Origin of the sequence: Natrialba sp. SSL1 (assembly GCF_001861355.1) — an archaeon.
GTDB lineage: Archaea > Halobacteriota > Halobacteria > Halobacteriales > Natrialbaceae > Natrialba.
Map to the genome: position 1 here is coordinate 351440 of NZ_MASN01000018.1, position 25961 is coordinate 377400.

Sequence of the window (25961 nt, forward strand, 5' to 3'; positions counted from 1 at the left end):
GTTCCGTTCTCGGGGACAGAGGGAATCGGACAGCAGTTAGCGTTCGTTACCGGTGTCGTACCTGTCAGTGTCGGGTTCGTCGTCTGAGCTGCCCGAGTCGTCAAACCCGTCAGATCCGTCGAAGCCATCGGACTCGCCATCGTCCGTTCCGAACTCCTCGTCCTCATCCTCGTCGAACTCGTCGAACTCCGTGTCCACGATCGAGTCGTCCGTCTCGAAATCAGCATCCGTCGTCCGGTCGTCGGTATCGAACTCGTCGCCAGTATCGGCCGCTCGGTCATCGACATCGAACTCGTCCGTCTCGAGTTCCTCCCCATCCGCGACGATGCTTCCATCCCGAATCTCGATCGTGACGCCGTCTTGGGTCTGTGTCTGGCCGAGCAGCGAACTCGTCGCGGACTCGACCTCCTGGTTCACCGACCACGCGAATCTGAGGACGGACTCGAGTTCGGTGCCAGCCTGACGGGCACGGCGGTCACTCGAGAGTTCGCCGAGACTGGTCGCGCTCTCGGGGTGGAGATACTGGATCGGGTGGTCGTTCGGGACTTCGTGGAGGTCGACGTTGAACGACCAGAGGTACGGCAGCGCCTGAATCGCGTACCCCTTCGGCTTCGGTGCGCGGCGGCCGGCGGTGGACATGAGCGTTGCAATCGCCGTGGTCCCCGCGTCAGTGTCGTAGTAGACGCCGGGAAGGCCCGGAATGGAGAGTCGCATACCGGACCGTGGGGTTCGTCCGGGGTGAGTGTAGGCCTGGCAGTGCCAGCCCGCTTTTATATCCCCGCGCACGGCCAGCCACAACGGATCGGAACTCGAGCAGAGCCAGCGAACCGCTTTCAGGCGAACGCGTTCGAGAGCACCAGCCAGAGGATAACCATCCCGACCACGTACGGCGTTCGGTGGCCGAACACGGCGCGAGTTGGCAGGAGTTTACCCTTGTTGAGCCAGTTGACGGCCGTCTTGGCCATCATCACTGGTTTGAAGAGATCACGACGGCGAACGGGGTCACAGACCGCGAGCAGGTCGTCGATCCACGCTCGGAACGGTTCGATACGCCCATCCTGCATCGACTCACCCTCGACGTAGGCGCTCAGTTCGAGGTTCTGCTCGAAGGCGACCTGCGTCAGGTTCGCCGAGCCGACGATTGCAGCCGGGTTCTCGCCCTCTCGGAGGTAGAGCTTCGCGTGCAGGAAGCCGTCAGGGTACTTGTAGAGGCTGATCTGCTCGTTCTCGTCGAGTTCCCGCAGGTCGCGTGCGATCGTCGCGGAGAACTGGTCCGCGGCCGCGCCGACGACGATCACGAGTTCGTTCGTCTGCTCCCGCGAAAGGAACGCCTCGATATCGGGTCGCATCACGCGGTAGGCGTTGTACGTAAAGAAGCCAGTGACGAGGTAGATCGTCCCATCGTCCTCGAACAGCCGCGTTACCTGCTCCTCGACGTTCCGGTCACCCCAGCGGTTGTTGACGAGTTCGATGTCGGTCATTTTCGTTCCTCTTCGATCACTCACAGAATCGGACGAGTATCGGTATATGCTTTCCGTCATTCCCGGCGTTTCAGCTCCCATGGGCGCTGTGTGCACACAACACGGTACCTGGAGAATCAGATCGCCAAGTCGCGAGCGCCGTCCGACTGCTCACCCAGTCACGTACCGCTCCGGAACGTACCGACGGACCCGCGCCGGCAAGAATTGAACACCCCACCGCGCGACGCACTCGAGTCGCTTTCTGGCTAGCGTGTAGACGACCGACACGCCGAGCAGGGCGACAGTCAGCAGTTGCCAGCGCCACTCGAGTATCGCCGCTGACGGAACGGCGAGACCGACAGCGAGTGCGAGGTCCTCGGGCGCGCCGTCGTACCGGATCCATCGTCTGGGTGGAATCCATCGACCGCGATAGTGGTCGTAGACGGAGCGCTCGGAACGGTTGTGCCAGGGGCGAGCGCCGAGTCCGCAGCAGACGATGTCGCCGGCGTTGTGGAGGGCGGCAGCGAGGAGGAACGCGAGGGTGGCGAGCGTCGCAGGCGTCGGTACAGCGAGTGCGAGTACGAGCGCAACGCCGGCCGCAACGGTGCCGTACGTCGGGAGGTGGAGGGTCTTCCGGTGTGTCGCGAACACGTCGAAGTCGGGGGCGATACCACCGACAACGCCCGCCGCGAGCACAGCCGTGGCGTGCTCGGGGGCGAGCACTGCCAGCGGGAGGGCAACGAGGAGACCGACGAGCGCGTGCGTCGTCACCATCATCGGGGCACACTGGTAGGATAAGAACGATGATAAAGTCGCGGCTGGCACGCGAGCGGGCTGGCAAGCGGGCGAGGCGACGGAAAAGCGGGCGAGACGGCGGGAAACGGTGGGCAGTCTCAATAGCCGTCCAGACCGTACAGTTCGCCGTACTTCGACTCGACATAGTCGAGGAAGTAGTCGGCGGTGAGCGGTTCGCCCGTCGCGACCTCGATCAGTTCTTCGGTCGGATAGCGCTGGCCGTAGCGGTGGATATGGTCGGTCATCCACTCCCAGAGGGGCTCGAACTCGCCCTCGCGGATCAGGCCATCGACATCCAGATCCTCCCGAATCGCGGCGTCGAGCTGGGCGGCCAGCACGCTGCCGACGGTGTAGCCCTGGAAGGCTGCGAAGCTAGCGGACCAGTGGGTATCCTGCAGACAGCCGTCGGTGTCGGTCTCGGGGACGACGCCGAGATAGTCGTCCATCTTCTCGTTCCAGACGCGCGGGATCTCGGAGACGTCGAGGTCGCCCTCGACGAACGCCCGGTCGATCTCACACCGGAGGATGATGTGGAGGTGGTAGGTGAGTTCGTCCGCCTCGACGCGGATCAGGTTCTCCGGGTAGATCCGGTTCACTGCGGCGTAGGCTTCGTCGACGGTGACGTCTTCGAGATGCGGGAAGTGTTCTTTCATCGTCGGCAGGAAGAACTCCCAGAACGGCTTCGTGCGGCCGACGTGGTTCTCCCAGAAGCGCGACTGCGACTCGTGGACGCCCGAGGAGAGCGACTCACCCAGCGGATTCCCGTACTCTCCCTTCGGCAGGCCGAGCTGGTAGGTCGCGTGGCCGAACTCGTGAATCGTCGCCATCAGCGCGTCGGTCGGATCGTGTTCCCGGAAGCGGGTCGTGATTCGGGCGTCGAACTGGTTGCCCGCCATGAACGGGTGTGGCGCAGTGTCGAGCCGGCCGTGCTCCTCGGGGTAGCCGAGCAGGTCCACGACCTCCTGCGAGAGCGCCATCTGGTCGTCCTCCTCGTAGGTGTGGCCCCTGAACACCGACGGCAGCTCGCGACCGTCGGTTTTGATCTCCTCGATTAGCGGGACGAGTCCCTCACGAAGTTCGTCGAAAATTCCCTCGACCGTCTCGAGTGGCAGGTACGGAAGCCGATCCTCGTAGAGCACCCGATAGGGATTCGCGTCGGGGTCGATGGCGGCTGCGCGCTCGCGGTGAAGGTCGATCAGTTCCTCGAGATTCGGTGCGAAGTGTGCGAAGTCGTCCTCGGCCTTGGCCTCCTGCCAGACCTGCTGGGTTTCGGCCTGGTGGGACGCAACTCGTTCGACCAGTTCGGCCGGCATGTCAGCAGCGCGGTCGTACTGGCGGCGAAGCTCGCGGACGACGGCAGCCTGCTCGTCAGTCAGTTCGGCGGACTCGAGTCCGCCCAGCCACGCCCCGACATCGTCGTCGACGAGCAGTTCGTGGCTGAGCCCCGAGAGAGTCGAGAGCTGGCCGGCTCGGGCGGGTGTCCCGCCCTCGGGCATCATCACGCGCTGGTCCCAGCCGAGCGCCATCGAGGCCATGTGGACGTTCGAGAGCTTTTCCGATCGCTCGAGGAGGTCGTGGTACGCCTCGGGTGCGTCCGCCGTATCGTGTGAATCGTCCGCAGTTGACATGTTCCGTCTCGACGGACAGAGCAAGCGCTACTAAATCCTCGGGAAGGGGCGATCGAGACGACCGGCAGCTGTAGGCTGCTAAAATAGCAGCAAACGAATCTGTGGGCTCGAGACGGGCGGCCTCAGTAGTCGTCCAGGTCGTACAGTTCGCCGTACTTCGATTTAGCGTACTCGAGGAAGTAGTCCGCCGTGAACGCCTCGCCGGTGGCGTCCTCGATCAGATCGGGCGTCGTGTAGCGCTTGCCGTGCTGGTGAATGTTCTCCCGGAGCCAGCCGTTGAGCTCCTCGAACTCGCCCTCGCGGATCTGGTCGTCGAACGCGCCTCGCGGCTCGTCGCCGCTCGGCGCTTCCGAGGCGCTCGCCTCGCTCCCTAACTCGTCCTCGGCCGCAGCGTAGAGCTGCGCGGCGAGCACGGAACCGAGCGAGTACGTCGGGAAGTAGCCGAAGGAACCGTGCGACCAGTGGATGTCTTGCAGGCAGCCCTCCGCGTCCGTTTCGGGGCGGACGCCGAGGTACTCCTCGTACTTGTCGTTCCAGACTTCGGGGACGTCTTCGACCGCGAGGTCGCCCGAGATGAGTTCGCGCTCGATTTCGAACCGGATCACGATGTGGAGGTGGTAGGTGAGTTCGTCCGCCTCGACCCGGATCAGGTTGTCGTCGTACACCTGATTCGCAGCCTCGTAGGCCGCCTCGGGAGAGACATCCGCGAGTTCGTCGAAGCGCTCACGAGCGATCGGCAGGAAGTGCTCCCAGAACGGCCGCGAACGACCGACGTGGTTCTCCCACAGGCGGGACTGGGACTCGTGGACGGTGAGATCCCGCGACTCACCCAGCGGCGTCCCGTAGTGCTCGTCCGGCAGTCCCAGCGTGTAGTTCGCGTGCCCGAACTCGTGGATGACGGACGTGATCGAACCCAGCAGGTCATCCTCCTCGAATCGCGTCGTGACGCGCGCGTCGTACTGCGTCCCCGAGGAGAACGGGTGCGGTGCCGTATCGAGACGGCCGCGCGACCAGTCGTACTCGAGTGAGTCGAGCACGTCGCGGGCGAGCGCTTCCTGGTCGTCGTCGTCGAATTCGCCCGCAAAGGCGTCAGTCTCGATGTCGGCGTCGCTCTCTTGAATCGCGTCGATCAGTGGAACGAGTTCGTCGCGCAAGCGTTCGAGCACGCGCTCTGCGGTTTCGAGGTCGAGGTACGGCTCGTAGTCCGCAAAGAGAACTTCGTAGGGGTCCGCGTCGGGATCGATGTGGTTCGCGTACTCGCGTTTGAGTTCGACCAGCTTCTCGAGTGTCGGCGCGAAGGCCTCGAAGTCGTCTTCTTCCTTGGCCTGCATCCACTTCGGGTGGGCGTTCGCGGTCGTCTCGGAGATTTCCTCGACGAGTTCCTGCGGGACGCTGGTTTCGCGGTCGTAACGCCGGCGAATCTCGCGGACGGCGGCGGCCTGCTGTCCGTCGAGGTCGCTGTCCTCGAGTTCCGCCAGTAGCTCACCGGTCTCGTCGGCGGTCAGCAGTTCGTGGCTGATCGACGAGAGCGTCGAGAGCTGCTTCGCTCGGGCTGGCGTCCCCTCCTCGGGCATGACGACTTCCTGGTCCCACCGCAGGACGCCGCCGGCGTTCGCGACGTTCGCGATGCGTTCGATGCGCGTTTCGAACTCGTCGTAGGTCGATCCCTCCCCGTCGGGCTGGGTCTGATCGGCTGACATATTAGCCGATAACGTGGGTACTGGTATCAACCTCGTGGTTCCGGAACCCGCTGTCGGCGAGCCACGATGGGCGTGATGGCCGACAGGTTATCAGCGATCCGTCAACGATCTGTCGGCAGTCCATCGGTAGTCCGTCAGTGATCCGCCTGCGGCCCGTCGGCGATTCACCAGCGACGCAGCCACGTCTGTCAGCATCGGTACTGATCGTGAATCCGCGCTGTCGGTCGAGAGAGTGCGTCCGGACGACGATACGTGGGACCGGTGATACACGGATGGAACGTGCAAGCCGCAGGCTGTTCGCGTTCGCTGTTGTGTCACGGGTATGGTCGTCGCATCAGCCGTCGTCTTCGTCGTCAGCCTGCTCATCGGCGCACTGGGAATCTACGTCGGCGCGCGAATCATCGTCGGCGAGCGCAGCTTCGATCACGCGATCGTCACTGCCCTGTTCGGCGCGATAATATGGGCAGTCGTCGGCTATCTGGTCGGCTGGATCCCGCTCGTCGGCCCACTCCTCGCATTGCTCGCGTACATCGCGGTGATCAACTTCCGGTATCCCGCCGACTGGACTGCCGCGGCAATGATCGGCCTGGTCGCGTGGGTCACCGTCCTGATCGTGCTCTACGCCCTCGCCGCACTCGGCCTCACCGGCTTCGAGGCGGTTGGTGTGCCGGGCGTCTAACAGCGCTGGTCGCGGCACGTTTGCTGACTGTGGTCTCCTTCGTCAGGGACGCTGCTCAGCCACCCCATCACTGCAGCCACGTCTCTGCAACACCACGATACGTCTCGTAACAACGCTCGAGTACCTCGACTGAGACGCTCTCGTCAGCAGTGTGGGCCTCACCGGGTTCGGACGCCCCGTAGATCACACACTCCGTTCCCGCCTCCGAGAGCCACCCCGCATCCGTCGCGTGCGGCTTCGTCACGAGTTCCGGTGAACCGGACTGCACGTCGTCAGCAACCGACTGGACCGTCCCCGCGAAGGACATGTCGTCACACCGCATCGGCGGGAGATCCTGGTCGACCGTCCACTCCACACCGACGAGTTCCTCGACCTGTCCGAGATCCGCGCGCTCGCCCGGCACCGTCCGCTCGTCGACCGTAATCGTACAACGGTCGGGGATCACGTTCATCGCCGTCCCGCCCTCGATTTCGGTGACCGCGATGGTACCCTCGAGTACCTCCCCAGTCACGTCGACCGCGGGGAACTCGAGTGCCCGGACGCGAGCGACGGCATCGGTCGCGCGGTAGATGGCGTTCTCACCGGCGTCGATCTCGCTGGCGTGGGCGGCACTGCCGTGTGCCGTAATCGTGCTGCCGCGGCGGCCCTTGTGGGCGACGGCGACGTCGGTCACGTCGGGACCGGAGTAGTTGGTCGAGCCCTCGCCGACGATGGCGTACTCGGGAGAAAAGCCCTCGCTGATGGCGTGTCGAGCGCCTGTACCGCCGACTTCCTCGCCCACGAAACTCGCGAAGACGAGTTCGCCGGGGGCGTCTGTCTCACCGGACTGTGAAGGGGGCGGGCTACTCGAGTCGGGCGCGTTGATATCGCTGTCGCGGAACGCGAGCATGGCTGCTGCGACGGCACCCTTCATGTCGGCTGTGCCGCGGCCGTAGAGGCGTCCGTTTCGCTCCTCGACGTGGGAGGAGCCGCCGGCCTCGAGTTGGGTGTCGTCCGGGGCGACGACGTCGTGGTGGCCGACGAGGGCGAGTGTGTCGCCATCCGGTGTGTCGCCCTCTGTTCGGTCACCTTTCCGCGCGATCACGTTCCCGACTGCGTCTCGCTCGACGTCCGCGTCCGTTTCGCGGCGGAGCCACGACTCGATGAACTCGCCAGCCTCGGCCTCACCCTCATCTGTGTGGCTCGGAATCGAGACGAGTTCACGGGTCAGCGTCGCAACTGTCATACGCTGAGTGTCGTCGGCCGAGGTGTTCAGTCCACCGGACATCGTGGATCACCCGCCGAGTCGTGCTCAAATCGCCGTTCACCGTGCTCAAACAGACCGGTCCGGCTGGCTGTCGTCGACCCCCGTCTCGACCTCATCAGTAAGCCGATCGACAGAGTCGCGGACAGTCCGAAGACTCGCCGTCTGTTCCTCACTCGCCGCCGCAACCGATGCAGCCGAACTCGCAACCTCGTTGGCCGACTCCGAGAGATCGGCAAGCGTCTGTGCCGTCGATTCGACGCCGGCGACCTGTTGATCGGCTGCGGCCGCAACCTCGTCCATTCGCGCGGTCGTCGTCTGTGCCGACTCGTGGATCTCCTCGAGTGAGTCGATCGTTCGACGGACGCGATCTGTGCCGGTATCGACGCGCTCGACCGTCTCCTCGGTGGTCTCGACTGCGGCGGCGGCATCCTCGCGGATCGCCTCCGCGGCGCGTGCAATGTCTGCGAGATCAGTCTTCGTCTGCTGGGCGAACGAGCGGACCTCGCTGGCGATGATGCCCATGGTTTCGCTGCTGTTTCCAGTGTCGGCACCAGCGCCACTGTCGCCCGTCGCTCGAGCGGATTCGATCTTCGCGTTCGCCGCCAGCACCGACGTTCGCTGTGTCAGGTCGTCGAGTCGGTCGACGAGATCGTCGATCGCTTCGATCCGGTCGGCGAGCGCGTCCATGTCCGCTGCGACGTGATCGGTCGCGTCCTCGATTGCACCGAGTTCGTCCAGCGCCTCGTCGGCCGCGTCGACGCCGTCGGCGGCGAGGCGCTCGGTTCGGGCACTCTCTGTGCGGGCCGCGTCGGCTGCGTATGCGATTTCGTCAGCCGCGTTGCTGACGTCGTCGAGTTCCCGGGCGGCACTTTCGATGTGAGTCGCCTGCGTTTCGGTCTGGTCACTGATCGATTCAGCCCGCTGGGCGACCGTCTCCCCCGCGGTGTGAAGGTCAGCAAGCGGTGCCTGAACGTCAGACTCGACCTCCCGAGCGAGAGCGGCCCGTCGCTCGATTTCGTCTTCGAGCCGCTGTGCGTCGGCGTCGACGTACGTGTCGACCGCGATTTGCATATCGAGGTTGAGCAGCCGCAACAGCGAGAGCACGTCCAGCATGCCGTCGTCGATCGCCTCGCGAACCGTCGTTTCGAACGACTCCTCGAGTGCGGTTTGCGTTGCGTCGCCGTCGGCGTCACCGTTGTCCAACTCGGCTCCTGTCTCCGCTCCCGGTTCCGCATTGTGACGCCCGAATCCCAGCGCGTTTACGACCCGACCGAGTCCGCCGGCCGACTCTTCGGCCTCCGCCTCGCGTTCGTCCGCCCACTCGATGATTGCATCCACGACCTGTTGCTGGACGCGCTCGTTCAATCGCGAGAGCAGTAGTTCGTAGTAGACGCCGTACTGTCCCACGTAGTGGTGCAGCGGCATGTCGAGCAGCTCGTGGAGCTTGCCGATCCGAGCACGATTCGCGAAAAAGTCCTGGTCGTACGAGCCGGTCGCCAGCGAGACCAGATACGCCTGCTGGGTCTGTTTCAGCGCGTCAGTCCCCTTGGGCGATCGGTTGACGATTGCCTGCGTTCGGTCGTACTGCAGGACGTTGTCATAGAAGTCGTCGGCGATCGCTTCCCGGTTGTCACGCAACAGCGGCTCGAGATCGGCGAGTCGCCGCTCGTCAGCTGAGTCGAAGCCGATGAATGCTTTCCGCCAGGCGAGTTCACCGTCGTCGAGTCCGATGCGGTCGACGAGGTCGTCGACGTCGAACGTGCCGTTGAGTCCGCCGTTTCCGAACGTCTCCTCCGGTTGCATTGGTTGGAAGTCGATCGGGGGCGTATCATTGAACTTTCCGTGACTGTTCTCGCAGAATAAGAATGGGTACAGATCGTCATGTACAGCCGAGCGGTCGGTGAACTGCACACCAGCCACTGCAATGGACAAGCGGCCACCCAACGAACCAGACCAGAACCAACCCCGCGGCCAAGCAGTGAAAGCGAAACCGTGGCCATGCGGTGAACACCCTTATAGGCGTACGTGAACCAGTTCAGGTATGAACGTCGTGCCGGATACGAGCGTGGTCATCGACGGCCGCGTCTCGGCGACGATTGACGATGGGCAGTTCGAGGGAGCGACGATTTCCGTCCCCGAAGCGGTCGTCGCAGAACTCGAGGCGCAGGCCAACGACGGCATCGAGACCGGCTGGGACGGCCTGGAAGAACTCCAGCGGCTCGCCGACCGCGCCGACGAGGGCGCGATCGAACTCGAGTACGTCGGAGAGCGACCGAACGCGATCGAGCGCGGGCACGCCTCCGAGGGCGAGATCGACGCGCTGATCCGCGACATTGCGGAGGACCTCGAGGCGACCTTCCTCACGAGCGACATCGTGCAGGCCGAGGTCGCCGAGGCGAAGGGCCTCGACGTCGAGCACGTTGCCCCGGACACCCGCGAGGTCGACGTAGGGACGCTGACCGTCGAGACGTACTTCGACGAGGCGACGATGAGCGTCCACCTGAAGACGGACACCGTCCCGATGGCAAAGCGCGGCGAACTCGGCGAGATGCGCTACGAGGAAATAGCCGACGAGCCGTTGGACGAGGCGACAATGGACGAGTACGCCCGCGAGGTCATCGACGCCGCGAAGGAGTCCGCGGAGGGCTTCATCGAGCTCTCGGAGCCGGGCATGAAGATCGTCCAGTTCCGGGACTACCGGATCGCCATCGGTCGCCCGCCGTTTGCGGACGGGATCGAGATCACTGCGGTTCGGCCGATCGCACAGACGGACATCGAGGACTACGAGAACGCCGAGGAGCTGAAAGACCGCCTTCTGGAGCGCCAGCGCGGCGTCCTCATCTCCGGTGCGCCCGGGGCAGGGAAGTCGACCTTCGCCCAGGCGGTCGCCCGGTTCATCTCGAACCACGACTACGCGGTCAAGACGATGGAAAAGCCGCGGGACCTGCAGGTCGGTCCCGAGATCACCCAGTACACCGAACTCGGCGGCGAGATGGCGAAGACGGCGGACGCCCTGCTGATGGTCCGACCGGACTACACCATCTACGACGAGGTCCGAAAGACCGACGACTTCGAGGTCTTCGCGGACATGCGCCTCGCCGGCGTCGGCATGATCGGCGTCGTACACGCGACCCGTCCGATCGACGCCCTGCAGCGCCTCGTCGGCCGCGTCGAACTCGGGATGATTCCACAGGTCGTCGACACCGTCGTCTACATCGAGGCCGGGGAGGTCAACACCGTCTACGACGTGCGCACGGAGGTCAAGGTGCCCGCAGGTCTTACCGAGGAGGACCTCGCACGCCCCGTCATCCAGGTCACGAACTTCGAAACCGGAGAGCCGGAGTACGAAATCTACACCTTCAACCGGCAGGTCGTCACCGTCCCCCTCAAAGAGGACGAGGGCGGCCCCGGCAGCGAATCCGGCGTCGACCGCATCGCGAAGCAGGAGATCGAACGCGAGATTCGCTCCGTCGCCCGCGGCTACGTCGACGTCCAGTTGAAGGGCCAGAACACCGCCACCGTCTACGTCGAAGATGACGACATCTCGAGTGTCATCGGGAAAGGCGGCGGCCGAATTACGGATATCGAGAACCGGCTCGGGATCGATATCGACGTGCGGACGCACGACGAGAATCCGAACTACGGCGCAGGTGCGGGTGGTGCAAGCGCGAACGGCGGCGGTGGCGGTAGCAGTGGCGGCAGCGGCGGACAGGCCGCAGGCCAGATGGTCACGCCCGAAATCACCTCCCGCCACATCGTCATTCCCGTCGACGGCAACCACGGCGAGACCGTCGAGGTCCAGGCTGGCGGCGACTACCTCTTCACCGCAACGGTGAGCCGCGGCGGCGAAATTCAGGTCTCGCGCGGCAGCGCGATCGCAGACGAGTTAGAGCAGGCGATCGACCGCAAGGATCCGGTTACGGTCGTTCCGTCGTAACACCGCGAACGGAGTGAGCGGCTTTTTGGAGCCTTCATGAACGGAGTGAGTGACGGGCCAGCGAGAGCGAATTCTCGCAGGGAAGGGGTCAAGAGACAAGCGTATACCGCCGCCCAGGTCCCTTGTAGAGTCCGTACAGTCCGTCGTCGGCAACCACTACCAGTCTGTCGTCGGCGAGCAGCAGGTCGTCTCGACACGAGACTTCCTCGAGTGGTCGTACACTCCACCAGGACTCACCCTCGGCAGTGATAGCCACGAGCCCACAACTATTCATTGATGGTCCAACTCCCCAGCCGTAGACGCCGTCTGCGTCGGCGACGAGCGTCCCACGGAACGCGTAGTCGTCGCGCCGCCAGGCGAGGTCACCTGACGCAGCGTCGACAGCCGTGAGTACGTCGCCAGCGCGACAGTACACCCGCGCCGTGTCGGAAGCTGACGCGGAAGCAGAAACGGGACGCAACGTCACTCCACCCATCTCGGCAGTCTCGGTGAGGGGTACCGTGAACTGCTGCTCGCCGTCCGGAGCGATCCCCCGTACTTCCGGAACGTGCTCGTCACTGCCGTCGAGAGCCACGAGAGCGGACTCCCCGACAGCGACGACATCCCTGAAACGAGGGTGGGTGCTGCTGGATTGGACGGTGCCGTCCGAATCGAGGCAGACCAGTGCTGGGTCGTAACCAGAATCTGGGTTGCTAGCGGTGAGAACCCAGAGATCGTCCGTCGTGATTGCGGTTGCGCTGAGCAGAACGTCGGTGTCGTCGTCAGTGGTGCTGTTGGTGCCGTCATCACCGGTTCGGCCGCCGAGATCGGCAAGTGTCTGCTCGAAGCGCAACTCGCCGGTGTCGGTGTCGAAGCAGACGAGTCCATCGGAATGCGTGCCGACGAGAAGCGACGAGTCGATTCCGGATCGTGCGGTCCGAAGCGCGAGTTCCGGGCCGTCCCAGGTGATCTCCCAGCGTATGGGGGTCTCGGTCGAGGACTCGGAACTACTATTATTACTATTACTATTACTATTACTACTGTTGCTGGTGCCAGAACTCGAGCCGATGTCGGTGTTGGAACCAGTGCTTGACCCGTCTTCACCCCCATCCGTCTCGTACGCGATCGAAACGATGCGGTCGTCCTCCAACTGAAAGTACGCATCCCCATCGGAAACCGCTGGCACCCCGACGTACTGCGCCGGTGTACTCCCGCTCCAGACGCGGTCTCCACTCGAGTCCCGAAGCGTGAGAGCGGCGTCGTCGACCTCGCCAAACCCGTTTTGGGTGAACGTGCGTCCGCTGCGATTGCGAACGTGGGCGACGTGTGATCCATCGGAGAACCAGCGGTCGTCCGCCGTCCGCATCGGGCCAGGGACGTTCGAGCGACCGGTTGCATGGTGCCAGTCGAACTCGCCGCCACCGGGCTGGTAGCCACAGCCGGCAACTGCGGTCGCCAGCCCGGTTCCGACAGCGGTGAGTACTCGCCGCCGAGTGAGTCGGCCCTCTGTCATCCCAGATCACTCCCCGTACTCGCCGCAGCGGTCATCCCACCAGTCTCGCGTTCGAGTTCACGAAGGCGGTCGATTCGGGTCTCGGTCGGCGGATGCGTGTCTGGAAAGATGTCCGTGCTGATGAGCTCTTGCGAGCCGAACGCGCGGTCCTCGAGCGGCGCGAGGTACAGCGCCTCCACGCCACCGTCGAGCTTCCGAAGATCTTCGTCGGGCTGATTGGGCAGTTCTGAATCGAGCGTCTCGAGTGCACTCGCGAGCGCCGCCGGCGATCCGGTGATCGTGGCGGCGGCGCGGTCTGCGACGTACTCGCGTTCGCGCGAGAGAACGCGGTAAAACAGGACGCTCGCGAGCCAGAACATCGCCGAGACGGTCAGCGTTACGACCGCACAGACGGTGATGACGACGATGGCGACGAGCAGTGCACGACCGTCGCTGTCCCCGCCCGATCCGCCGGAGCTGAAGCCTGAGCCGAGCAGCCGATAGAAGCCGTAGAGGACGTAGAACGCGACGAAAGCGAGATAGTACGTGATCGTCGGCAACAGCCACGCGACGGTCATCAGGTTGGCGTCACGGTTCGAAATATGCGCGAGTTCGTGTGCGAGGACGGCCTCGAGTTCCTCCTCGGAGAGCATCTCGAGTAAGCCGGTCGTGACCACGACGTACTCCTCGTCTGCCCGCCCGACACCGGCGACCGCGAACGCGTTCGGCACGGTGCTGTCGATCACTGCGACGCCAGGGGTTGCGATGCCAATCTGTGACGACAGGCGCGTCACTGTTGCGTGCAGAGACGGGTACGCATCAGCGTCGACTGGCCGTGCGTCGACCGACCGCAGGACAGCGCTCGGACCGTATCGGTACTGAACGAGGAGGCCACCGAGGACGACGACGGTCAGGAGCAACGGATCGACGTAGAACTCACCGTGGAACGGCCGTTCGTTCGCCCACTCGAGGAGCGCGATACCGACGGTGTTCGCGAGAAATACGAACGTGTAGACGAACGCGAACGGCAAGCAGACGACGAGTGTGAGGGCGACTCCCATTCGGAAGCGAAAGCCGCGTCCGGGAACGGGTGTCTGCGTTGACGGCATTGACTCGGCATCGACCGCGGACCGGTATAGTTGTTGTAGATTGATGTTTGGAGAGTTAGTGAGTGGTCGGGGTATTGGGTGTGAGTATTCAACCAACATCAGTAATGACCACTAGCTGTTTAAGGAGTAGTCACATATACGAGACGATCGTCCACTGAGTTAGCCATACAATGGTGTTTCACAACAATGTCAACTGACGCCGAGACCGACGGTCGCTCGACCTGCACCGCACCCGACGAACCGTTCATCGTAACGCGACCACGTCTCGAGGTCGTTCGCTCCCGGATTGTCGACTCGATTCAACAGCGCGTCGCCGATGCAGGTGCCCACGGCGTCGTCGTCGCGATGAGCGGCGGCCTCGATTCGACCGTCACGGCAACGCTGGCCGTCGAGGCACTCGGCCCCGAACGCGTCCTCGGCCTCGCACTCCCGTGTCACAAAACCGAACAGCGCGACGCCCGCGACGCCCGCACAATTGCGGCAGGACTCGGCATGGCGTTCACCGAGATTCAACTGCGGCCGCTTCTCGAGTTGTTCGACGACACGGTGGCGAGTGTACTCGAGTGTCGGCTCGACGGAGACGGGAGGAGAGGCAGGGTCGAAATCGAAGATGACGACAGTGGCGGAGACGGCGAGAGCGGCAGTACCGACGACAGCGCCAGCAGTGCGCGACCCAACGAACGCAACTGCGAACTCGGGAACGTCGTTGCACGCCTTCGGATGAGTTGTGCCTACTACGCGGCCAACCGCGAGCAGCGACTCGTCCTCGGCACGGCGAACCGCTCGGAGTTGTTACTCGGTTACTTCACCAAGTACGGCGACGGAGCGGCGGACAGCTATCCGATCGGCGACCTCTACAAGACCGAAGTGCGAGCGCTCGCACAACGAATCGGCGTTCCGCGGCGGATCATCAGCAAGTCGCCGACGGCTGGCTTCTGGGCCGACCAGACCGACGCCGACGAGCTCGGTGCCCCGTACGAGACGATCGATCCACTGCTGTTCCGGCTGGTCGAACAAGCGCAATCAGTCACCGAGGCTGCTGCCGATCTCGATCTCGACTCGGAGACGGCGCGAGCGATTGCGTGGCTGTGTGCCGAAACCGAGCACAAACGATGTCGACCGCCGATACCGGATGTCGATCGGCTCAAGCGCGGCGGTACCGACGCGAACTGAGTGACAGCGGCCGCTGGCTACTAAACTATTCGGTCCAGTCGTCTACTCTGCTTCGTACCGGTACAGGTTCGGATTCCGCCACCAGAACAGCCCCCAGGAGAGCATGAACCCGGCACCCATCGCGATAATGTCCTGCAGGATCTGCCAGAGGCCAAATCCGACGATCGCGACCAGCGCGAGCGCCGAGCCGAGTGCGGCACCGACGATGACGAACAACACGTCACCGATGATGTGCTCGCGCGGCTGCTCCCAGTAGTGTTGGCGGTCCTCGTCGTACCAGACGCCGACGTAGATCAACACCGGCGACATCGCCGTAATAATCGTGACGACCTGAAAGTCCGGCCCCAACCCTGCTGGTCCGAGGACCGTGAAGTTGAGCAAATTCGCGATCATCGCCGTCGCGAACAATCCGACCAACAGCCAGCCCCACCGTGGTAACGCCTCCTTGTCCATATCTGGGGAGCGTCACTGTATCAAAATAATCCTGCCGTTCTTGGTGTCATCGTCGATTCGGACAACAAGAAAGAGAGTGGCAGCGGGAGACGGTTATTCCGCGCAGCAGGCGTCTTTCTTCGGGGCCTCTTCCACACCGCTTCCATCCGCCGCTACTGGCTCCTCCAGCCGATACAAGCTCTGGCGCGCATCAGCAAAGTAGATATCCTCGTCGACGATTCCGATCTCCTCGAGACGCTCGAGTGCGTACCGAACCGTTCGCGCCGAGAGCATCGACTCCTCGACGATCTGCTTCTGGGTGAGCGGCCCGTCGTACTCGAGAACCTTGAAAACGAGTTTGGCGCTCGGAGGCAAGTCTTCGATCTCCTCCCCGTCGGTCTCTACCATGTTACGAATCGAAAGCGTGCAGCAGTATAAAAGTTGAGCCTTTCACCGACAGACTTACAGAAAATTCCACCCGCTGAATCAAGTAAAGTGGACCCACTGCATCTGCAAGTGCCGATATCGGCCATTGACCAGGTGGTCAGCCGCTTCTTGCAATGGGTCGTCGATGACGATTCGGCCGTTCGAGTCGTCTTCAACCCGGTAACATTGTTAGGTATACATATTTTTATAGTAGGTATTAGTTACTGACTCATAAGACTAGAAATGGACGGGGATTTTAGGGTGTTCGGTGGGGACCGGGCCGCAAGTCCAGTACTAGGTATCGTTCTTCTCTTTGCGATGGTGGGGATCGGTGCGGTCCTGCTGTTCGCGGCTGGTTCCGTGATGCTCGATGGAATCGGCTCCGAGGTGGATCGCGAAAAAGCCCACTTGTGCATGGACGAGACCGACCACCGACTCGGGACTGTCGCCTCAACGGGATACGACCAGTCGATGGCGCTTGACGACCCAGATTGTCAACCAGCAGTCGTCAACGACGGCTCAATTTCAATCACCTGGTATAACAGTTCAGATGGAGACCGTCCACCATGGGGCAACTCGAGTCGGACGGTCACTGAAGAACTTGGTGCCCTTGAATTCAACCTCGATGATCGGACACTCGCACACCAAGGTGGTGCCATCTGGGAGGTCACAGACTCCGGTGTGCGAACCGAAAAGTCACCGCCGATCGGCTTCACCGAGAACGGGGTATTGGGACTGGAATTCATGCAGGTCCACCAATCCGAGACTGTTGGTTCGGAAGGAGTCCTCCGACACGACTACGAAGGCGAGTCCGAAGCGGCAGCAAACCTCACTTCAGCAGTTGCGCGGGCGGAGGAAGACGTTGCAATTAAAATCGAGAGCGAGTATGCCGAGGGGTGGAAGAACCACCTCGAAAGCGAAAAAGAGTATGCTGAACAATTCTCCGAGTTCGATGTCAATGTCGAGTCAACTTCGAATCCCAACGAGGTCGTGTTGACAATTGAGGAGATTGATGCAGCCCCAGAAGAGCCGTATTTCTTGGTTGAAGAGGACCACGGACTATGGCATCAAGGTGGGAACGAGCCACTTCCTAGTCATATTTTGGAGCACGAGGAGTCTTTCCATATCAATACGAAACTAACCAATTACGGAAACGAATCAGGGCAGGTCAACGCTACGCTCATGATTCGGGACGAATCCGGTACTGGCGTCGAAAGCCGAGAGATCACGTCGAAGCAAGAAATTGAACCGGGAGAATCAATCTCGACCGCCGACCAGGAAGATTGGGAATGGGGCTCGCACAGCGCAAACCACTATTTCAAAACCGATAACACAACCGGTAACGCAAACGTCGATCGCACGATCGATGTCGAACCGGGGGAAGAGTACGAGTACAACGTCAAAACAGATCCAGGAGGGGACACCCTCGACGAGCCAGGCCACTTCATTATCGAGGAAGATCCGCCGGAAGTCACTATCACTAACGTCGAGGATCCAGTCGGCCAGGGAGAGACGTTAACGGTCCACGCAAATGTCGAAAAGCGAGGGTATGGAGACGATCAACTCGTTTGGCTCAGTGGATTCGACGGCAATATCGTTGACACCGCCGAAGTCGATTCCGATGGGAGCGGAGAGGAATCCGTCGAACTCGAGTGGGGGAGCGTCGATCTGCCGACGGACTCCACTGATACCGAAATCGCAGTCGGAACAGAATCGAACAGCACCACCAAAGCGGTCGAAGTCAATCCCTCGCTCAACATAACGGATGTCGATGTGCTTGATGATCCGGTTGAGGAAGACGGGTCGGTAACCGTTGAGGCAGTCGTCGAGGCTATGGGTGATACAGCCGACACGGACGTGATACTGGAGGACTTCGATGGAAACGAAGCTGATAGCCAGTCCGTTCCGGTTCCAGGTGCAGGTACAGAGACTGTCGAACTCGAGTACGATAACGTTGGAGAGCGAACTGATCGCATCACGGTCAGGACGGATAGTTTCGAAGCAGAAGACGACGAGATGGAGGAAGTTGTCGTCGTCAAGCGGGATGGGCCAGAATGTGACGCCGTCGATTATGAGGGCAGTGGGTCAGAACATGACCCGTATCAAATAAGCAACGTCGATCAGCTTCAGTGTATCAACGACCAAGGTCTCGATGATCACTACGAACTCGTCGACGACATCGATGCTCATGGGACCGAGTACTGGAATCCAGATGTGGTCGACACGGATAGCCACTCAGAGACCGTCACTGCCGAAAACGGCGAATTTGGAGCAGGAGATCAGATCGAACTCTCGGAAACACCAGTGGTGGAAGGAAGCGTCGAAGTGGATGCAGGATTTTGGGATAGTAACCCAGACTTCGAACTCGTTGATGACGAAGCAGGGATCGTAGAGATACAAGATAATCCTGGATGGGGTGACGACTGGGCACAACTGGATGTCTCCTATGAAACTCCAGCAGAGTCCGGCGAACCACGTGGATTCGAACCAATTGGGAACGGTGGACACGACTGGCTGGAAGGTTCATCTCGATGTGATCGACCGTGTAGCTGGGAAGGTCAACTGTTCAGCGGGACGTTTGACGGGAACGGAAGCGTCATCGAAGGGCTGCACATTGACCGGCCGGACGAACGCTTCGTAGGCCTATTCGGTTCAACGAGCCTTCCCCACGTTGAAGACGAGAACGGTTTCGAAACCGTGGACGTAGGTGAGGGCTCAGAAATACGTCATGTCCGGCTGGAAGACGTTTATATACATGGACAGCGGTACGTCGGTGCACTTGCAGGTCAAGCCGGTGGAACGATTGATCAATCCAGTAGTGACGGTGTGGTGAAAGCAGAAGAACAACTGGTTGGAGGATTAGTCGGAGCTGGTGCACACGCCGAGCTAGACAACGAACTCGTCGCTCAGGGAACAGTAATCGGTGGCGATAACAGAGATGGATTCCTTGGGGAGGGGATCGGAGGATTAGTTGGTCGGACTCACTGGGGGTCGACCTTGTCCGTCGGTTACACACAGAACATTGATGTTGAGTTTACGGGATCCGGACACTCGAACGCTGGCGGTGTCCTCGGTGCCACATCGTACGTCGATTCAGAGTTTGATCAGATGTACACTAACGTGAGTGTTTCCGGCACCAGCGGCGGTGCGCTCGTCGGATCGATCCTCCAGCAGTCTGGGGAGAGCGGTGACGTATTCACCAATGCGGTCTACTGGGATCGGACCGAACACGAGGATGGCTACGGACGCCAAGAGGGATCTGGTACAACTCCGACTCCAACGCTGAACTGGAACGATCGTGCTACGGAGGAGATGACTGGACTCAACGTCATCGAAGATGGCCGGATGGGGAATCTCAACTTTGAGGAAGAGGGTGGCCCATGGGCCGCCGTCCCCGACGATTACCCACGGTTCGGCTGGGAACTCGAGGCCGAGGGGATCTTCGAGGTCGACATTAACAACGTCGAGAACGTAAATGCCAGTGAATCCGCCACAATCGAGGCTACGGTCACAAGTCGTGATCCGGATCTGGATGAGGAAGATGTCCCACAGATAATTACGCTCACCAACCCCGACGGCCAGGTCGTCGATACAAAAGAAGTGGTAGAAAGTGATCTAAACGAAGACGGTGAGACGGAGATTGAACTCGAGTGGCAGACAAGTCTCAATGACGATGGCAGCGGCGAGGTTACTGTTCGAAGCGAGGATCGAGAGGATTCAGCACCGATCGAGATCGAACCCGGCGAAGAAATCGACTGGACTGGGGACGCAGATGGATCATTGGACGACATCGGCGATTCCACGATTGATATTGATGTCGACGCCATCACAGTTGGCTGACTGAGCCGCCACCAACCCGAACCCCTTTTCACCACCGACGATAGAGTCACAGACATGTCGACCGAATCGATTAGCGACCGGCGCGAGCATATCCGCTCGATCAGCGTCACCGCGCTGGCCGCGCTGCTCGGCGTCGGGACGGCGCTCGCCTCCATGGCGCTCACCGGTGATGTCTCACCGGGTGAGGCCGCAGGCGATACGCGAGCGCTCTTGCTCGTCCTCACCGCGATCGTCGCACAGATCGTGCTCTTTGACGCCACGAGCATCTACAGCGACGACGAGTTCGGGATCAAACACTACCTGTTCATCACGTTCATGACCTTCTCTATGTGGTTCGTGACGTGGGGAATCCTGCTCACCGCGGAGCTTAACGCATAACCATGGCGGACGACAGCATCGCCGTCGTAGACCTGGATCGGTGCCAGCCCGACCGCTGTAGCTACGAGTGCAAGAACTACTGTCCACCGAATCGGACCGGCAAGGAGTGCATCACGCTCCGGGGCGAAGAAACCCCAGAGGGACAGCCCGAGCAGGTTCGCATCTCCGAAGAGATCTGTCTCGGCGAAACCTGCGGTATCTGCGTCGAAAAGTGCCCCTTCGACGCAATCGAGATCATCAACCTACCACAGGAGTTGCAGGAAGAACCCGCACACCGCTACGGCGAGAACGCCTTCTCGCTGTACGGTCTCCCGGCCCCACAGGAGGGGAATGTCACCGGGATTCTCGGTCCGAACGGAATCGGGAAGACCACGGCCGTTCGCATTCTGGCCGGTGAACTCGAGCCGAACCTCGGCCGCTACGAGGAGTCGCCAGACTGGGACGATGTACTCGAGGCCTATCGTGGCACGGAGCTTCAGGACTACATCGCAGACGTCCGCGACGGCGACATTACCATCGCCCGAAAGCCACAGTACGTCGACCAGATTCCGAAACAGTTCGACGGCAACACCCGCCAACTGTTGGAGCAGACGGACGAACGCGACGCCCTCGACTCGCTCGTCGAGCGGCTGTCGATCGGCCCCGTCATGGACCAGGCGATCGAGGATCTCTCCGGCGGCGAACTCCAGCGCGTTGCGCTCGCAGCGACGCTGGCGCGAGATACGGACTTCTACTTCCTGGACGAGATTACGCCGTACCTCGACATCGGACAGCGCGTTACCGCAGCGCGACTGATTCGCGAACTCGCCGAGGACGAGGGGAAATCGATGCTCGTCGTCGAGCACGACCTGGCGATTCTCGACCTACTCGCGGACACGCTGCACGTCGCCTACGGTGAACCCGGTGCCTACGGTGTGATTACCTCGCCGAAGTCGGTTCGGAACGGGATCAACGAGTACCTCTCGGGCTACCTCGACAACGAGAACATGCGGATTCGCCAGAATCCGATCGAGTTCGAGGAGCATGCCCCACGAACCGCGACCCACGGCGACGTGCTCGTCGACTACCCCGACCTCTCCAAGAGCTACGGTGATGGCGAGTTCAGCCTCGAGGTCGAAGGTGGCGAGATCCACCGCAACGAGGTCCTTGGCATCGTCGGCCCGAACGGGATCGGGAAGTCGACGTTCGCGAAGCTGCTGACGGGGAACCTCGAGACGGACGAAGGCGACGCTGATCTCGATCTGGAGATCTCCTACAAGCCCCAGTACGTGACGATCGACCAGCACATGCGGGTCGACGCGTTCCTCTCCTCAATTACGGACCAGTTCGGCTCCTCGTACTGGAACACCGAGATCGCCCAGCCGCTCCAACTCGAGCGGATCATGGAACAGAATCTTTCCGACCTCTCGGGCGGTGAGCGCCAGCGAGTTGCTATCGCTGCCTGTCTGTCCGATTCGGCAGATCTCTACCTGCTCGACGAGCCGTCGGCACACCTGGACGTCGAACAGCGCGTCCAGGCAACTAGCGCGATCCGACGCTACGCCGAACAGCAGGACGCGACCGTGATGGTCATCGATCACGACATCTACATGATCGACCTGCTCGCGGACCGCCTGATGGTCTTCGACGGTGAACCCGCAATGCACGGTCACGCCGGCCAACCGCAGGCGATGCGCGACGGCATGAACGAGTTCCTCGCTAATCTCGAGGTGACGTTCCGCCGTGACGAGCGTACGTCGCGTCCGCGGATCAACAAGCCTGAGTCGCAGCTAGACCGCGAGCAAAAGCGCGAAGGCGAGTACTACTACTCTCCCTGAGACCGTTCTCCGCGTCTTCCAAACTTCCGGTATTCTGGCCTTCCCGTCATCGCGTCTTCGGGTTTTCAGTTTTCAGTTTACAGTTTACAGTTTTCGACGACCCCCGTTACGCTCGTTCATTACACGAGCATACGGACCGCTCAAAGGTCCGTAACGTCTCTATCGAGCAGTACGACAATTCCCGTCAACACCATCAGCACGCCAAGCAGCGCGTAGGCGAGGACTGCACTCGAGACGACCAGCGTGCCGGTCGCCCCGAAGACCGCGCCGGCGGCGGCGACGAGCGTCCCGAAGAGAATCAGTCCGATACCGACGAGTTCGGTCGTTACGCCGTCGTCCTCGGTGTCTGGCATTGCATCGGGGCGCTCGAGTGGGTCCACCAGTCGCCACTCGGGTTCGTCGGCGCGTTCGAGTCGGTATCGGCCGCGAGAGAGCGAGGAGAGGACGGCGTCGCTCGCGGCGTGGACGGTGGTCGTCCACCAGTCGTCAGTAGTTGTCGCGGTGTCAGTGCCGGCCTCGGCGTCCGCGGACGGCAGATCAGTTCGTTCGAGATAGACCGGTTCGCCAATCGCGTGGTCGATCGACGCCGCATCGTAGCCAACGTCTTCGATGAGTCGAGCGAACAGAAAGTCCTCGGACCACGGGATCGGTTTCTCGAGTTCGAACGCGATGACCTCGCCGTGGGGGAGCGAGACGGTGAGTTCGACCGTCGTCTCGTCGAGTGCGGTCACGTCGGCGATCCGGCCCTCGACGTAGCCCTCGGGAGTCGTCATCACGTCGATGCGGCCGAGTTCGTCGGCGAGCGGGCCTTCCTTCGGATGGTGGGCGGCGTTCGACCGATTGCCATCGCCAGCCGCACTGTCTGGCGATCCAGTGCGACGAGCACTGCTGGCACTGCCGTCGAGTTTGGAGCGGTCGATGTGATTCGTCCGATCGGGGCGTCCAACGCGTTCCATTCGGTCGGGGCGGTCACGGCGATTACTCGACTCGGGAGGTCCGCGCGTCACCTCGATCTCGACCTCGCCGCCGGACACCTCACCGTCAGACTCGTCGCCGGTCGTGCCAGACGGACTTGAGTTCGAGTAGGAAGAAGTGGGAGTGTCAGCGTCGGCACTCGAGTCGGCGTCCGAATCTGCGTCGGTGGGAGAGTGGTCGTCTGTCACGAGTGGAGTCGGAGGGAGTCGTTGGAAGCGGGTTCTGGGTGAATGCGGGTTCCCTATCGAATTGCCGGTGTCGGTGTCGGTGTCGGCGTCGGCATCGACATTGACATCGGCGCCAATACTGTCGGAATTGGGCAATCACTCATCCGTACGGGATCGAGCGGTGTAAGTCGTTTGCCAGTATCCTGTACGTGTCGATGGGTGCGTCCAGTGCACGAGCCAGTCACTGATCCATCGAATCCGAGCGTTCCAGGCCGATAGTCGATACCGTACGACCCAGCGTCACAGCGGCGTCGCCCGGACCACCGCAAACAGGCCGTCACCGTGGCCCTCGCGAACATCGACATCCGCCGGCTCGAGTTCGGACGGGTCCTCGAAAATCGTCTGGACGCGCGTCTCGATTTCGAACCCGGCCGACTCGAGTGAGGCAGACGCCTCGTCTGCGGTCAAAAATTCTGCGTCCGCGTAGAACGGACTCTCATCCTTGTGTTCCTGATAGACCTGCCCAACCGGGCTCGCCCGGTCGAGGAACGCGACGACGAGCGACCCATCCTGTTTGAGGACGCGACGGGCTTCGACGAGCGCAGCCGCGGTGTCGTCGACGAACGAAAGCACGGTGACGAACTGGACGTACTCGAGTCCCCCGTCATCGAACGGAAGCGATTCGGCGACACCGCGGACGGGAGTGACGCCGCGCTCGCGCGCTCGGTCGAGCGGGGCGCTTGCGGGGTCGACTCCGAGGGAGATGTCGAGCGGGCCGGCGAACCGGCCCGTGCCGACGCCGATCTCGAGTGCCCGGTCGGGGTCGGGGGTGGGGGACGGATGGACGCGTTCCAGTGCGTCCCGTTCGGCGCGATAGGCGCCGTCGTTTGTGTCGAACCAGTCGTCGTACGCGTCGGTATGAGTCTCAAAGGGGGAGGGAGTCATAGTGATGAGATGGGGTGAGACGGCGGAACCCGGGAATCAGCCAATCAGCCGTTGACAGCTGCCACAGAGGTTCTCCTCTTTGATGTCGACCTCGCGGACGGTTGGCGAGAAGTTCATTACGCAGCGGTTGTTGTCGCAGTGTTCGAGGCCGTAGGTGTGACCGATCTCGTGAACGATCTCCTTGCGGACGCGGTTCTCGAAAATTTCGCTGGCGCTCTTGTTCGAGAAGCCGCCGTCGCTCGAGGTCTGCAGGCGGTAGGTCGAGACAACGCTGCCGCTGCCGTCCAGATAGGCGAGACCGAAAACGTAGTTTCGGCGACGGTAGAAGAGGTCGTGTGGCGTAATGGCGATATTCTTCGCGCCGCGGCCGACGCGCTCTGCGAGCTGAATGAACGCTTCGGCGGAGTACTGGTCGCGTCCGGAGTCGTACGCGCCGTTTGGCACCGGCTGGGAGTCAGTCACGGAGACGTCGCAGTCGTAGACTGATCGCAACGCGGAGGATGCCGCCCGTTTGACTGCCGCGGGGACGTTGCCGACCGGCACGATGTCGACGAGCATGACAAACGCTATGGTCGCTTTGCTCATAAACATCCCGCCATGGGCCACTTTCGGCGAAATCAAACCACACTGACAGCGATTCTCGCGGCGTACGACCGGCTCGTCGAGGTGGGGATCGGCCGTCGAACGGACGTAGCCGCGGCGCTCGCCGAACGTGGCTGTACCGTGACGGCGACGGATATCTACGACCGAGACGTGCCGGAGGGAGTTCGCTTCGTCCGCGACGATATCGTCGATCCCGAGCCGTCGATCTACGCCGACGCGGGCGCGATCTACGCCCGAAATCTGCCACCCGAACTTCACAGGCCTGCCCGCGACGTAGCCTGGGAATCGTGTGCAGACCTGCTGTTTACGACGCTCGGCGGCGACCAGCCCGCGATTCCGGTTGAGCAGCGAACAATCGAGACGGGAACGCTGTACCTGAGTCAGCGACCCTGAGTCAGCGATCCAGTTCGGGTCGAGACACATGAATTAACACCACTGGAACCCTTTCGTCAGGACGACCCGTGCTCCCCGAGCCACTCCTCTCTGCTCTCCTGTTGGTACTCATCACGGCACTCATCGTGGTAGCGATCACCGGCCTCGGAACGGTCCTCTGGGTCGCCCTCCAGCTCGCGTCCGCTCCAGGTGTTATCGTTCACGAGTTCGCCCACGCGGTCGCCTGTCGACTCACCGGCGCACGGATTCACGAGGTCGTCTACTTTCGATTTGGCGATCCGGCCGGTTACGTCCGCCACGAGCAGCCCAACCGATACTTCGACGCCTTCGTCATCGGCGTCGCGCCGTTTCTGGTCAACACCGTCGTCGCGTTCGGCGCGCTGCTCGCGTTCGCCGACCTCGTGACGACGACCGGAATCGTCACCCCGTCCAGCGGCGTGTTCCCAGCCGTCGATCCGGAGGTCGTGTCGCGCGAACTCCTCGCCGCCGTGGTCGCTCTGGGCTGGCTCGGACTCGTGATCGGCGTCCACGCCTTCCCGAGCACCGGCGACGCGAACGCGCTCTGGGCACAGACACGCGCCAGGTGGCGTCGCTCACCGCTCGTCCTGCTCGGCGTTCCGTTCGTTCTCGTAGTCTACGTCGTGAGCCTGCTCTCGTGGCTGTGGGCTGACGTCCTCTACGCGATCGGACTATTGTTGCTCGCGTTCGCGGTCGTGGGTTCGCCGCTCGTGTGAGAGGCGGCCGACTGTATGGGGCTGTGATGGCCGATTTCCTGAAACGAGAAATC

The 25961-nt window shown here is 62.1% G+C and carries 22 protein-coding genes; 8 read left to right on the forward strand and 14 right to left on the reverse strand.

Going from position 1 to position 25961, the window contains the following annotated elements:
* Positions 1-36: 36 nt before the first annotated feature.
* From BBD46_RS05895 to BBD46_RS05915, 5 genes are all read right to left on the reverse strand, one after another.
* Entirely contained in the window at positions 37-714 is a 678-nt protein-coding gene (locus BBD46_RS05895; protein WP_071400806.1) for a hypothetical protein, read from the reverse strand.
* Between the two features lie 119 nt (positions 715-833).
* A complete protein-coding gene (locus BBD46_RS05900) occupies positions 834-1481 on the reverse strand; it encodes a phospholipase D family protein (RefSeq protein WP_071400807.1) in 648 nt (215 codons plus the stop codon).
* A gap of 150 nt (positions 1482-1631) precedes the next feature.
* Positions 1632-2234 (reverse strand): hypothetical protein, encoded by a 603-nt coding sequence (locus BBD46_RS05905; protein WP_084777684.1) that lies wholly within the window; start codon positions 2232-2234, stop codon positions 1632-1634.
* A gap of 119 nt (positions 2235-2353) precedes the next feature.
* On the reverse strand, positions 2354-3883 hold the full coding sequence (locus BBD46_RS05910; RefSeq protein ID WP_071400809.1) for a carboxypeptidase M32: 1530 nt from the start codon (positions 3881-3883) through the stop codon (positions 2354-2356).
* A 122-nt stretch (positions 3884-4005) separates the two neighbouring features.
* Positions 4006-5583 (reverse strand): carboxypeptidase M32, encoded by a 1578-nt coding sequence (locus tag BBD46_RS05915; RefSeq protein WP_071400810.1) that lies wholly within the window; start codon positions 5581-5583, stop codon positions 4006-4008.
* A 322-nt stretch (positions 5584-5905) separates the two neighbouring features.
* On the opposite strand from BBD46_RS05915, the gene BBD46_RS05920 reads away from it, so the two are divergent.
* Positions 5906-6262 (forward strand): hypothetical protein, encoded by a 357-nt coding sequence (locus tag BBD46_RS05920; RefSeq protein WP_004217382.1) that lies wholly within the window; start codon positions 5906-5908, stop codon positions 6260-6262.
* A gap of 67 nt (positions 6263-6329) precedes the next feature.
* On the opposite strand, the gene BBD46_RS05925 is transcribed toward BBD46_RS05920, so the two are convergent.
* Both BBD46_RS05925 and BBD46_RS05930 read right to left on the reverse strand, forming a co-directional pair.
* Positions 6330-7487, reverse strand: coding sequence for a M20 family metallopeptidase (locus tag BBD46_RS05925; protein WP_071400856.1), 1158 nt, complete (start codon positions 7485-7487; stop codon positions 6330-6332).
* 87 nt (positions 7488-7574) lie between these two features.
* Complete coding sequence (locus tag BBD46_RS05930) at positions 7575-9311, reverse strand: globin-coupled sensor protein (RefSeq protein ID WP_071400857.1); 1737 nt, start codon at positions 9309-9311, stop codon at positions 7575-7577.
* 238 nt (positions 9312-9549) lie between these two features.
* On the opposite strand from BBD46_RS05930, the gene BBD46_RS05935 reads away from it, so the two are divergent.
* The gene (locus tag BBD46_RS05935) at positions 9550-11445 is read left to right on the forward strand and encodes a PINc/VapC family ATPase (RefSeq protein WP_071400811.1); all 1896 of its coding nucleotides are present in this window, start codon (positions 9550-9552) and stop codon (positions 11443-11445) included.
* An 88-nt stretch (positions 11446-11533) separates the two neighbouring features.
* Here the strand turns inward: BBD46_RS05935 and BBD46_RS05940 are convergent, their stop codons facing one another.
* Together BBD46_RS05940 and BBD46_RS05945 are read right to left on the reverse strand one after the other, a co-directional pair.
* Entirely contained in the window at positions 11534-12937 is a 1404-nt protein-coding gene (locus BBD46_RS05940) for a PQQ-binding-like beta-propeller repeat protein (protein WP_071400812.1), read from the reverse strand.
* Complete coding sequence (locus BBD46_RS05945; protein ID WP_253184508.1) at positions 12934-14025, reverse strand: M48 family metalloprotease; 1092 nt, start codon at positions 14023-14025, stop codon at positions 12934-12936. The genes BBD46_RS05940 and BBD46_RS05945 overlap by 4 nt, the downstream gene beginning before the upstream one ends.
* A 186-nt stretch (positions 14026-14211) precedes the next feature.
* Between BBD46_RS05945 and nadE the strand changes: the two genes are divergently transcribed.
* Entirely contained in the window at positions 14212-15198 is a 987-nt protein-coding gene (nadE, locus tag BBD46_RS05950; RefSeq protein WP_071400814.1) for an NAD(+) synthase, read from the forward strand.
* 42 nt (positions 15199-15240) lie between these two features.
* Here nadE and BBD46_RS05955 read toward each other — a convergent pair whose 3' ends face one another.
* Together BBD46_RS05955 and BBD46_RS05960 are read right to left on the reverse strand one after the other, a co-directional pair.
* Entirely contained in the window at positions 15241-15651 is a 411-nt protein-coding gene (locus BBD46_RS05955) for a hypothetical protein (protein ID WP_071400815.1), read from the reverse strand.
* A gap of 93 nt (positions 15652-15744) precedes the next feature.
* Positions 15745-16038: a MarR family transcriptional regulator gene (locus BBD46_RS05960; protein WP_006652733.1), complete on the reverse strand. Its 294-nt coding sequence runs from the start codon at positions 16036-16038 to the stop codon at positions 15745-15747.
* 261 nt (positions 16039-16299) lie between these two features.
* Between BBD46_RS05960 and BBD46_RS05965 the strand changes: the two genes are divergently transcribed.
* From BBD46_RS05965 to BBD46_RS05975, 3 genes are read left to right on the forward strand one after another with little or no spacing between them, the layout of a single operon-like run.
* Entirely contained in the window at positions 16300-19896 is a 3597-nt protein-coding gene (locus BBD46_RS05965; RefSeq protein WP_071400816.1) for a DUF7289 family protein, read from the forward strand.
* Positions 19897-19950: 54 nt separating this feature from the next.
* Complete coding sequence (locus tag BBD46_RS05970) at positions 19951-20274, forward strand: hypothetical protein (RefSeq protein WP_006652735.1); 324 nt, start codon at positions 19951-19953, stop codon at positions 20272-20274.
* Between the two features lie 2 nt (positions 20275-20276).
* Positions 20277-22091, forward strand: a complete 1815-nt coding sequence (locus BBD46_RS05975; RefSeq protein WP_071400817.1) for a ribosome biogenesis/translation initiation ATPase RLI — start codon at positions 20277-20279, stop codon at positions 22089-22091.
* 140 nt (positions 22092-22231) lie between these two features.
* Here the strand turns inward: BBD46_RS05975 and BBD46_RS05980 are convergent, their stop codons facing one another.
* The 3 genes from BBD46_RS05980 to BBD46_RS05990 all read right to left on the reverse strand — a co-directional run bounded on the left by BBD46_RS05980 (position 22232) and on the right by BBD46_RS05990 (position 24736).
* A complete protein-coding gene (locus BBD46_RS05980; RefSeq protein WP_071400858.1) occupies positions 22232-23254 on the reverse strand; it encodes a hypothetical protein in 1023 nt (340 codons plus the stop codon).
* 279 nt (positions 23255-23533) lie between these two features.
* The gene (locus BBD46_RS05985) at positions 23534-24178 is read right to left on the reverse strand and encodes a class I SAM-dependent methyltransferase (RefSeq protein ID WP_071400818.1); all 645 of its coding nucleotides are present in this window, start codon (positions 24176-24178) and stop codon (positions 23534-23536) included.
* Positions 24179-24214: 36 nt separating this feature from the next.
* A complete protein-coding gene (locus tag BBD46_RS05990; RefSeq protein ID WP_006652739.1) occupies positions 24215-24736 on the reverse strand; it encodes an archaemetzincin family Zn-dependent metalloprotease in 522 nt (173 codons plus the stop codon).
* 39 nt (positions 24737-24775) lie between these two features.
* Between BBD46_RS05990 and BBD46_RS05995 the strand changes: the two genes are divergently transcribed.
* Both BBD46_RS05995 and BBD46_RS06000 read left to right on the forward strand, forming a co-directional pair.
* Positions 24776-25174, forward strand: coding sequence for a UPF0146 family protein (locus BBD46_RS05995; protein WP_071400819.1), 399 nt, complete (start codon positions 24776-24778; stop codon positions 25172-25174).
* 68 nt (positions 25175-25242) lie between these two features.
* The gene (locus BBD46_RS06000) at positions 25243-25908 is read left to right on the forward strand and encodes a DUF3267 domain-containing protein (RefSeq protein WP_071400820.1); all 666 of its coding nucleotides are present in this window, start codon (positions 25243-25245) and stop codon (positions 25906-25908) included.
* Positions 25909-25961 lie beyond the last annotated feature (53 nt).

Excerpts from the sequence above, each read along its gene's own strand:
- BBD46_RS05895 (WP_071400806.1), bottom strand. The coding sequence starts at position 714 with ATGCGACTCTCCATTCCGGGCCTTCCCGGCGTCTACTACGACACTGAC.
- BBD46_RS05900 (WP_071400807.1), bottom strand. The coding sequence starts at position 1,481 with ATGACCGACATCGAACTCGTCAACAACCGCTGGGGTGACCGGAACGTC.
- BBD46_RS05905 (WP_084777684.1), bottom strand. The coding sequence starts at position 2,234 with ATGGTGACGACGCACGCGCTCGTCGGTCTCCTCGTTGCCCTCCCGCTG.
- BBD46_RS05910 (WP_071400809.1), bottom strand. The coding sequence starts at position 3,883 with ATGTCAACTGCGGACGATTCACACGATACGGCGGACGCACCCGAGGCG.
- BBD46_RS05915 (WP_071400810.1), bottom strand. The coding sequence starts at position 5,583 with ATGTCAGCCGATCAGACCCAGCCCGACGGGGAGGGATCGACCTACGAC.
- BBD46_RS05920 (WP_004217382.1), top strand. The coding sequence starts at position 5,906 with ATGGTCGTCGCATCAGCCGTCGTCTTCGTCGTCAGCCTGCTCATCGGC.
- BBD46_RS05925 (WP_071400856.1), bottom strand. The coding sequence starts at position 7,487 with ATGACAGTTGCGACGCTGACCCGTGAACTCGTCTCGATTCCGAGCCAC.
- BBD46_RS05930 (WP_071400857.1), bottom strand. The coding sequence starts at position 9,311 with ATGCAACCGGAGGAGACGTTCGGAAACGGCGGACTCAACGGCACGTTC.
- BBD46_RS05935 (WP_071400811.1), top strand. The coding sequence starts at position 9,550 with ATGAACGTCGTGCCGGATACGAGCGTGGTCATCGACGGCCGCGTCTCG.
- BBD46_RS05940 (WP_071400812.1), bottom strand. The coding sequence starts at position 12,937 with ATGACAGAGGGCCGACTCACTCGGCGGCGAGTACTCACCGCTGTCGGA.
- BBD46_RS05945 (WP_253184508.1), bottom strand. The coding sequence starts at position 14,025 with ATGCCGTCAACGCAGACACCCGTTCCCGGACGCGGCTTTCGCTTCCGA.
- nadE (WP_071400814.1), top strand. The coding sequence starts at position 14,212 with ATGTCAACTGACGCCGAGACCGACGGTCGCTCGACCTGCACCGCACCC.
- BBD46_RS05955 (WP_071400815.1), bottom strand. The coding sequence starts at position 15,651 with ATGGACAAGGAGGCGTTACCACGGTGGGGCTGGCTGTTGGTCGGATTG.
- BBD46_RS05960 (WP_006652733.1), bottom strand. The coding sequence starts at position 16,038 with ATGGTAGAGACCGACGGGGAGGAGATCGAAGACTTGCCTCCGAGCGCC.
- BBD46_RS05965 (WP_071400816.1), top strand. The coding sequence starts at position 16,300 with ATGGACGGGGATTTTAGGGTGTTCGGTGGGGACCGGGCCGCAAGTCCA.
- BBD46_RS05970 (WP_006652735.1), top strand. The coding sequence starts at position 19,951 with ATGTCGACCGAATCGATTAGCGACCGGCGCGAGCATATCCGCTCGATC.
- BBD46_RS05975 (WP_071400817.1), top strand. The coding sequence starts at position 20,277 with ATGGCGGACGACAGCATCGCCGTCGTAGACCTGGATCGGTGCCAGCCC.
- BBD46_RS05985 (WP_071400818.1), bottom strand. The coding sequence starts at position 24,178 with ATGACTCCCTCCCCCTTTGAGACTCATACCGACGCGTACGACGACTGG.
- BBD46_RS05990 (WP_006652739.1), bottom strand. The coding sequence starts at position 24,736 with ATGCTCGTCGACATCGTGCCGGTCGGCAACGTCCCCGCGGCAGTCAAA.
- BBD46_RS05995 (WP_071400819.1), top strand. The coding sequence starts at position 24,776 with ATGGGCCACTTTCGGCGAAATCAAACCACACTGACAGCGATTCTCGCG.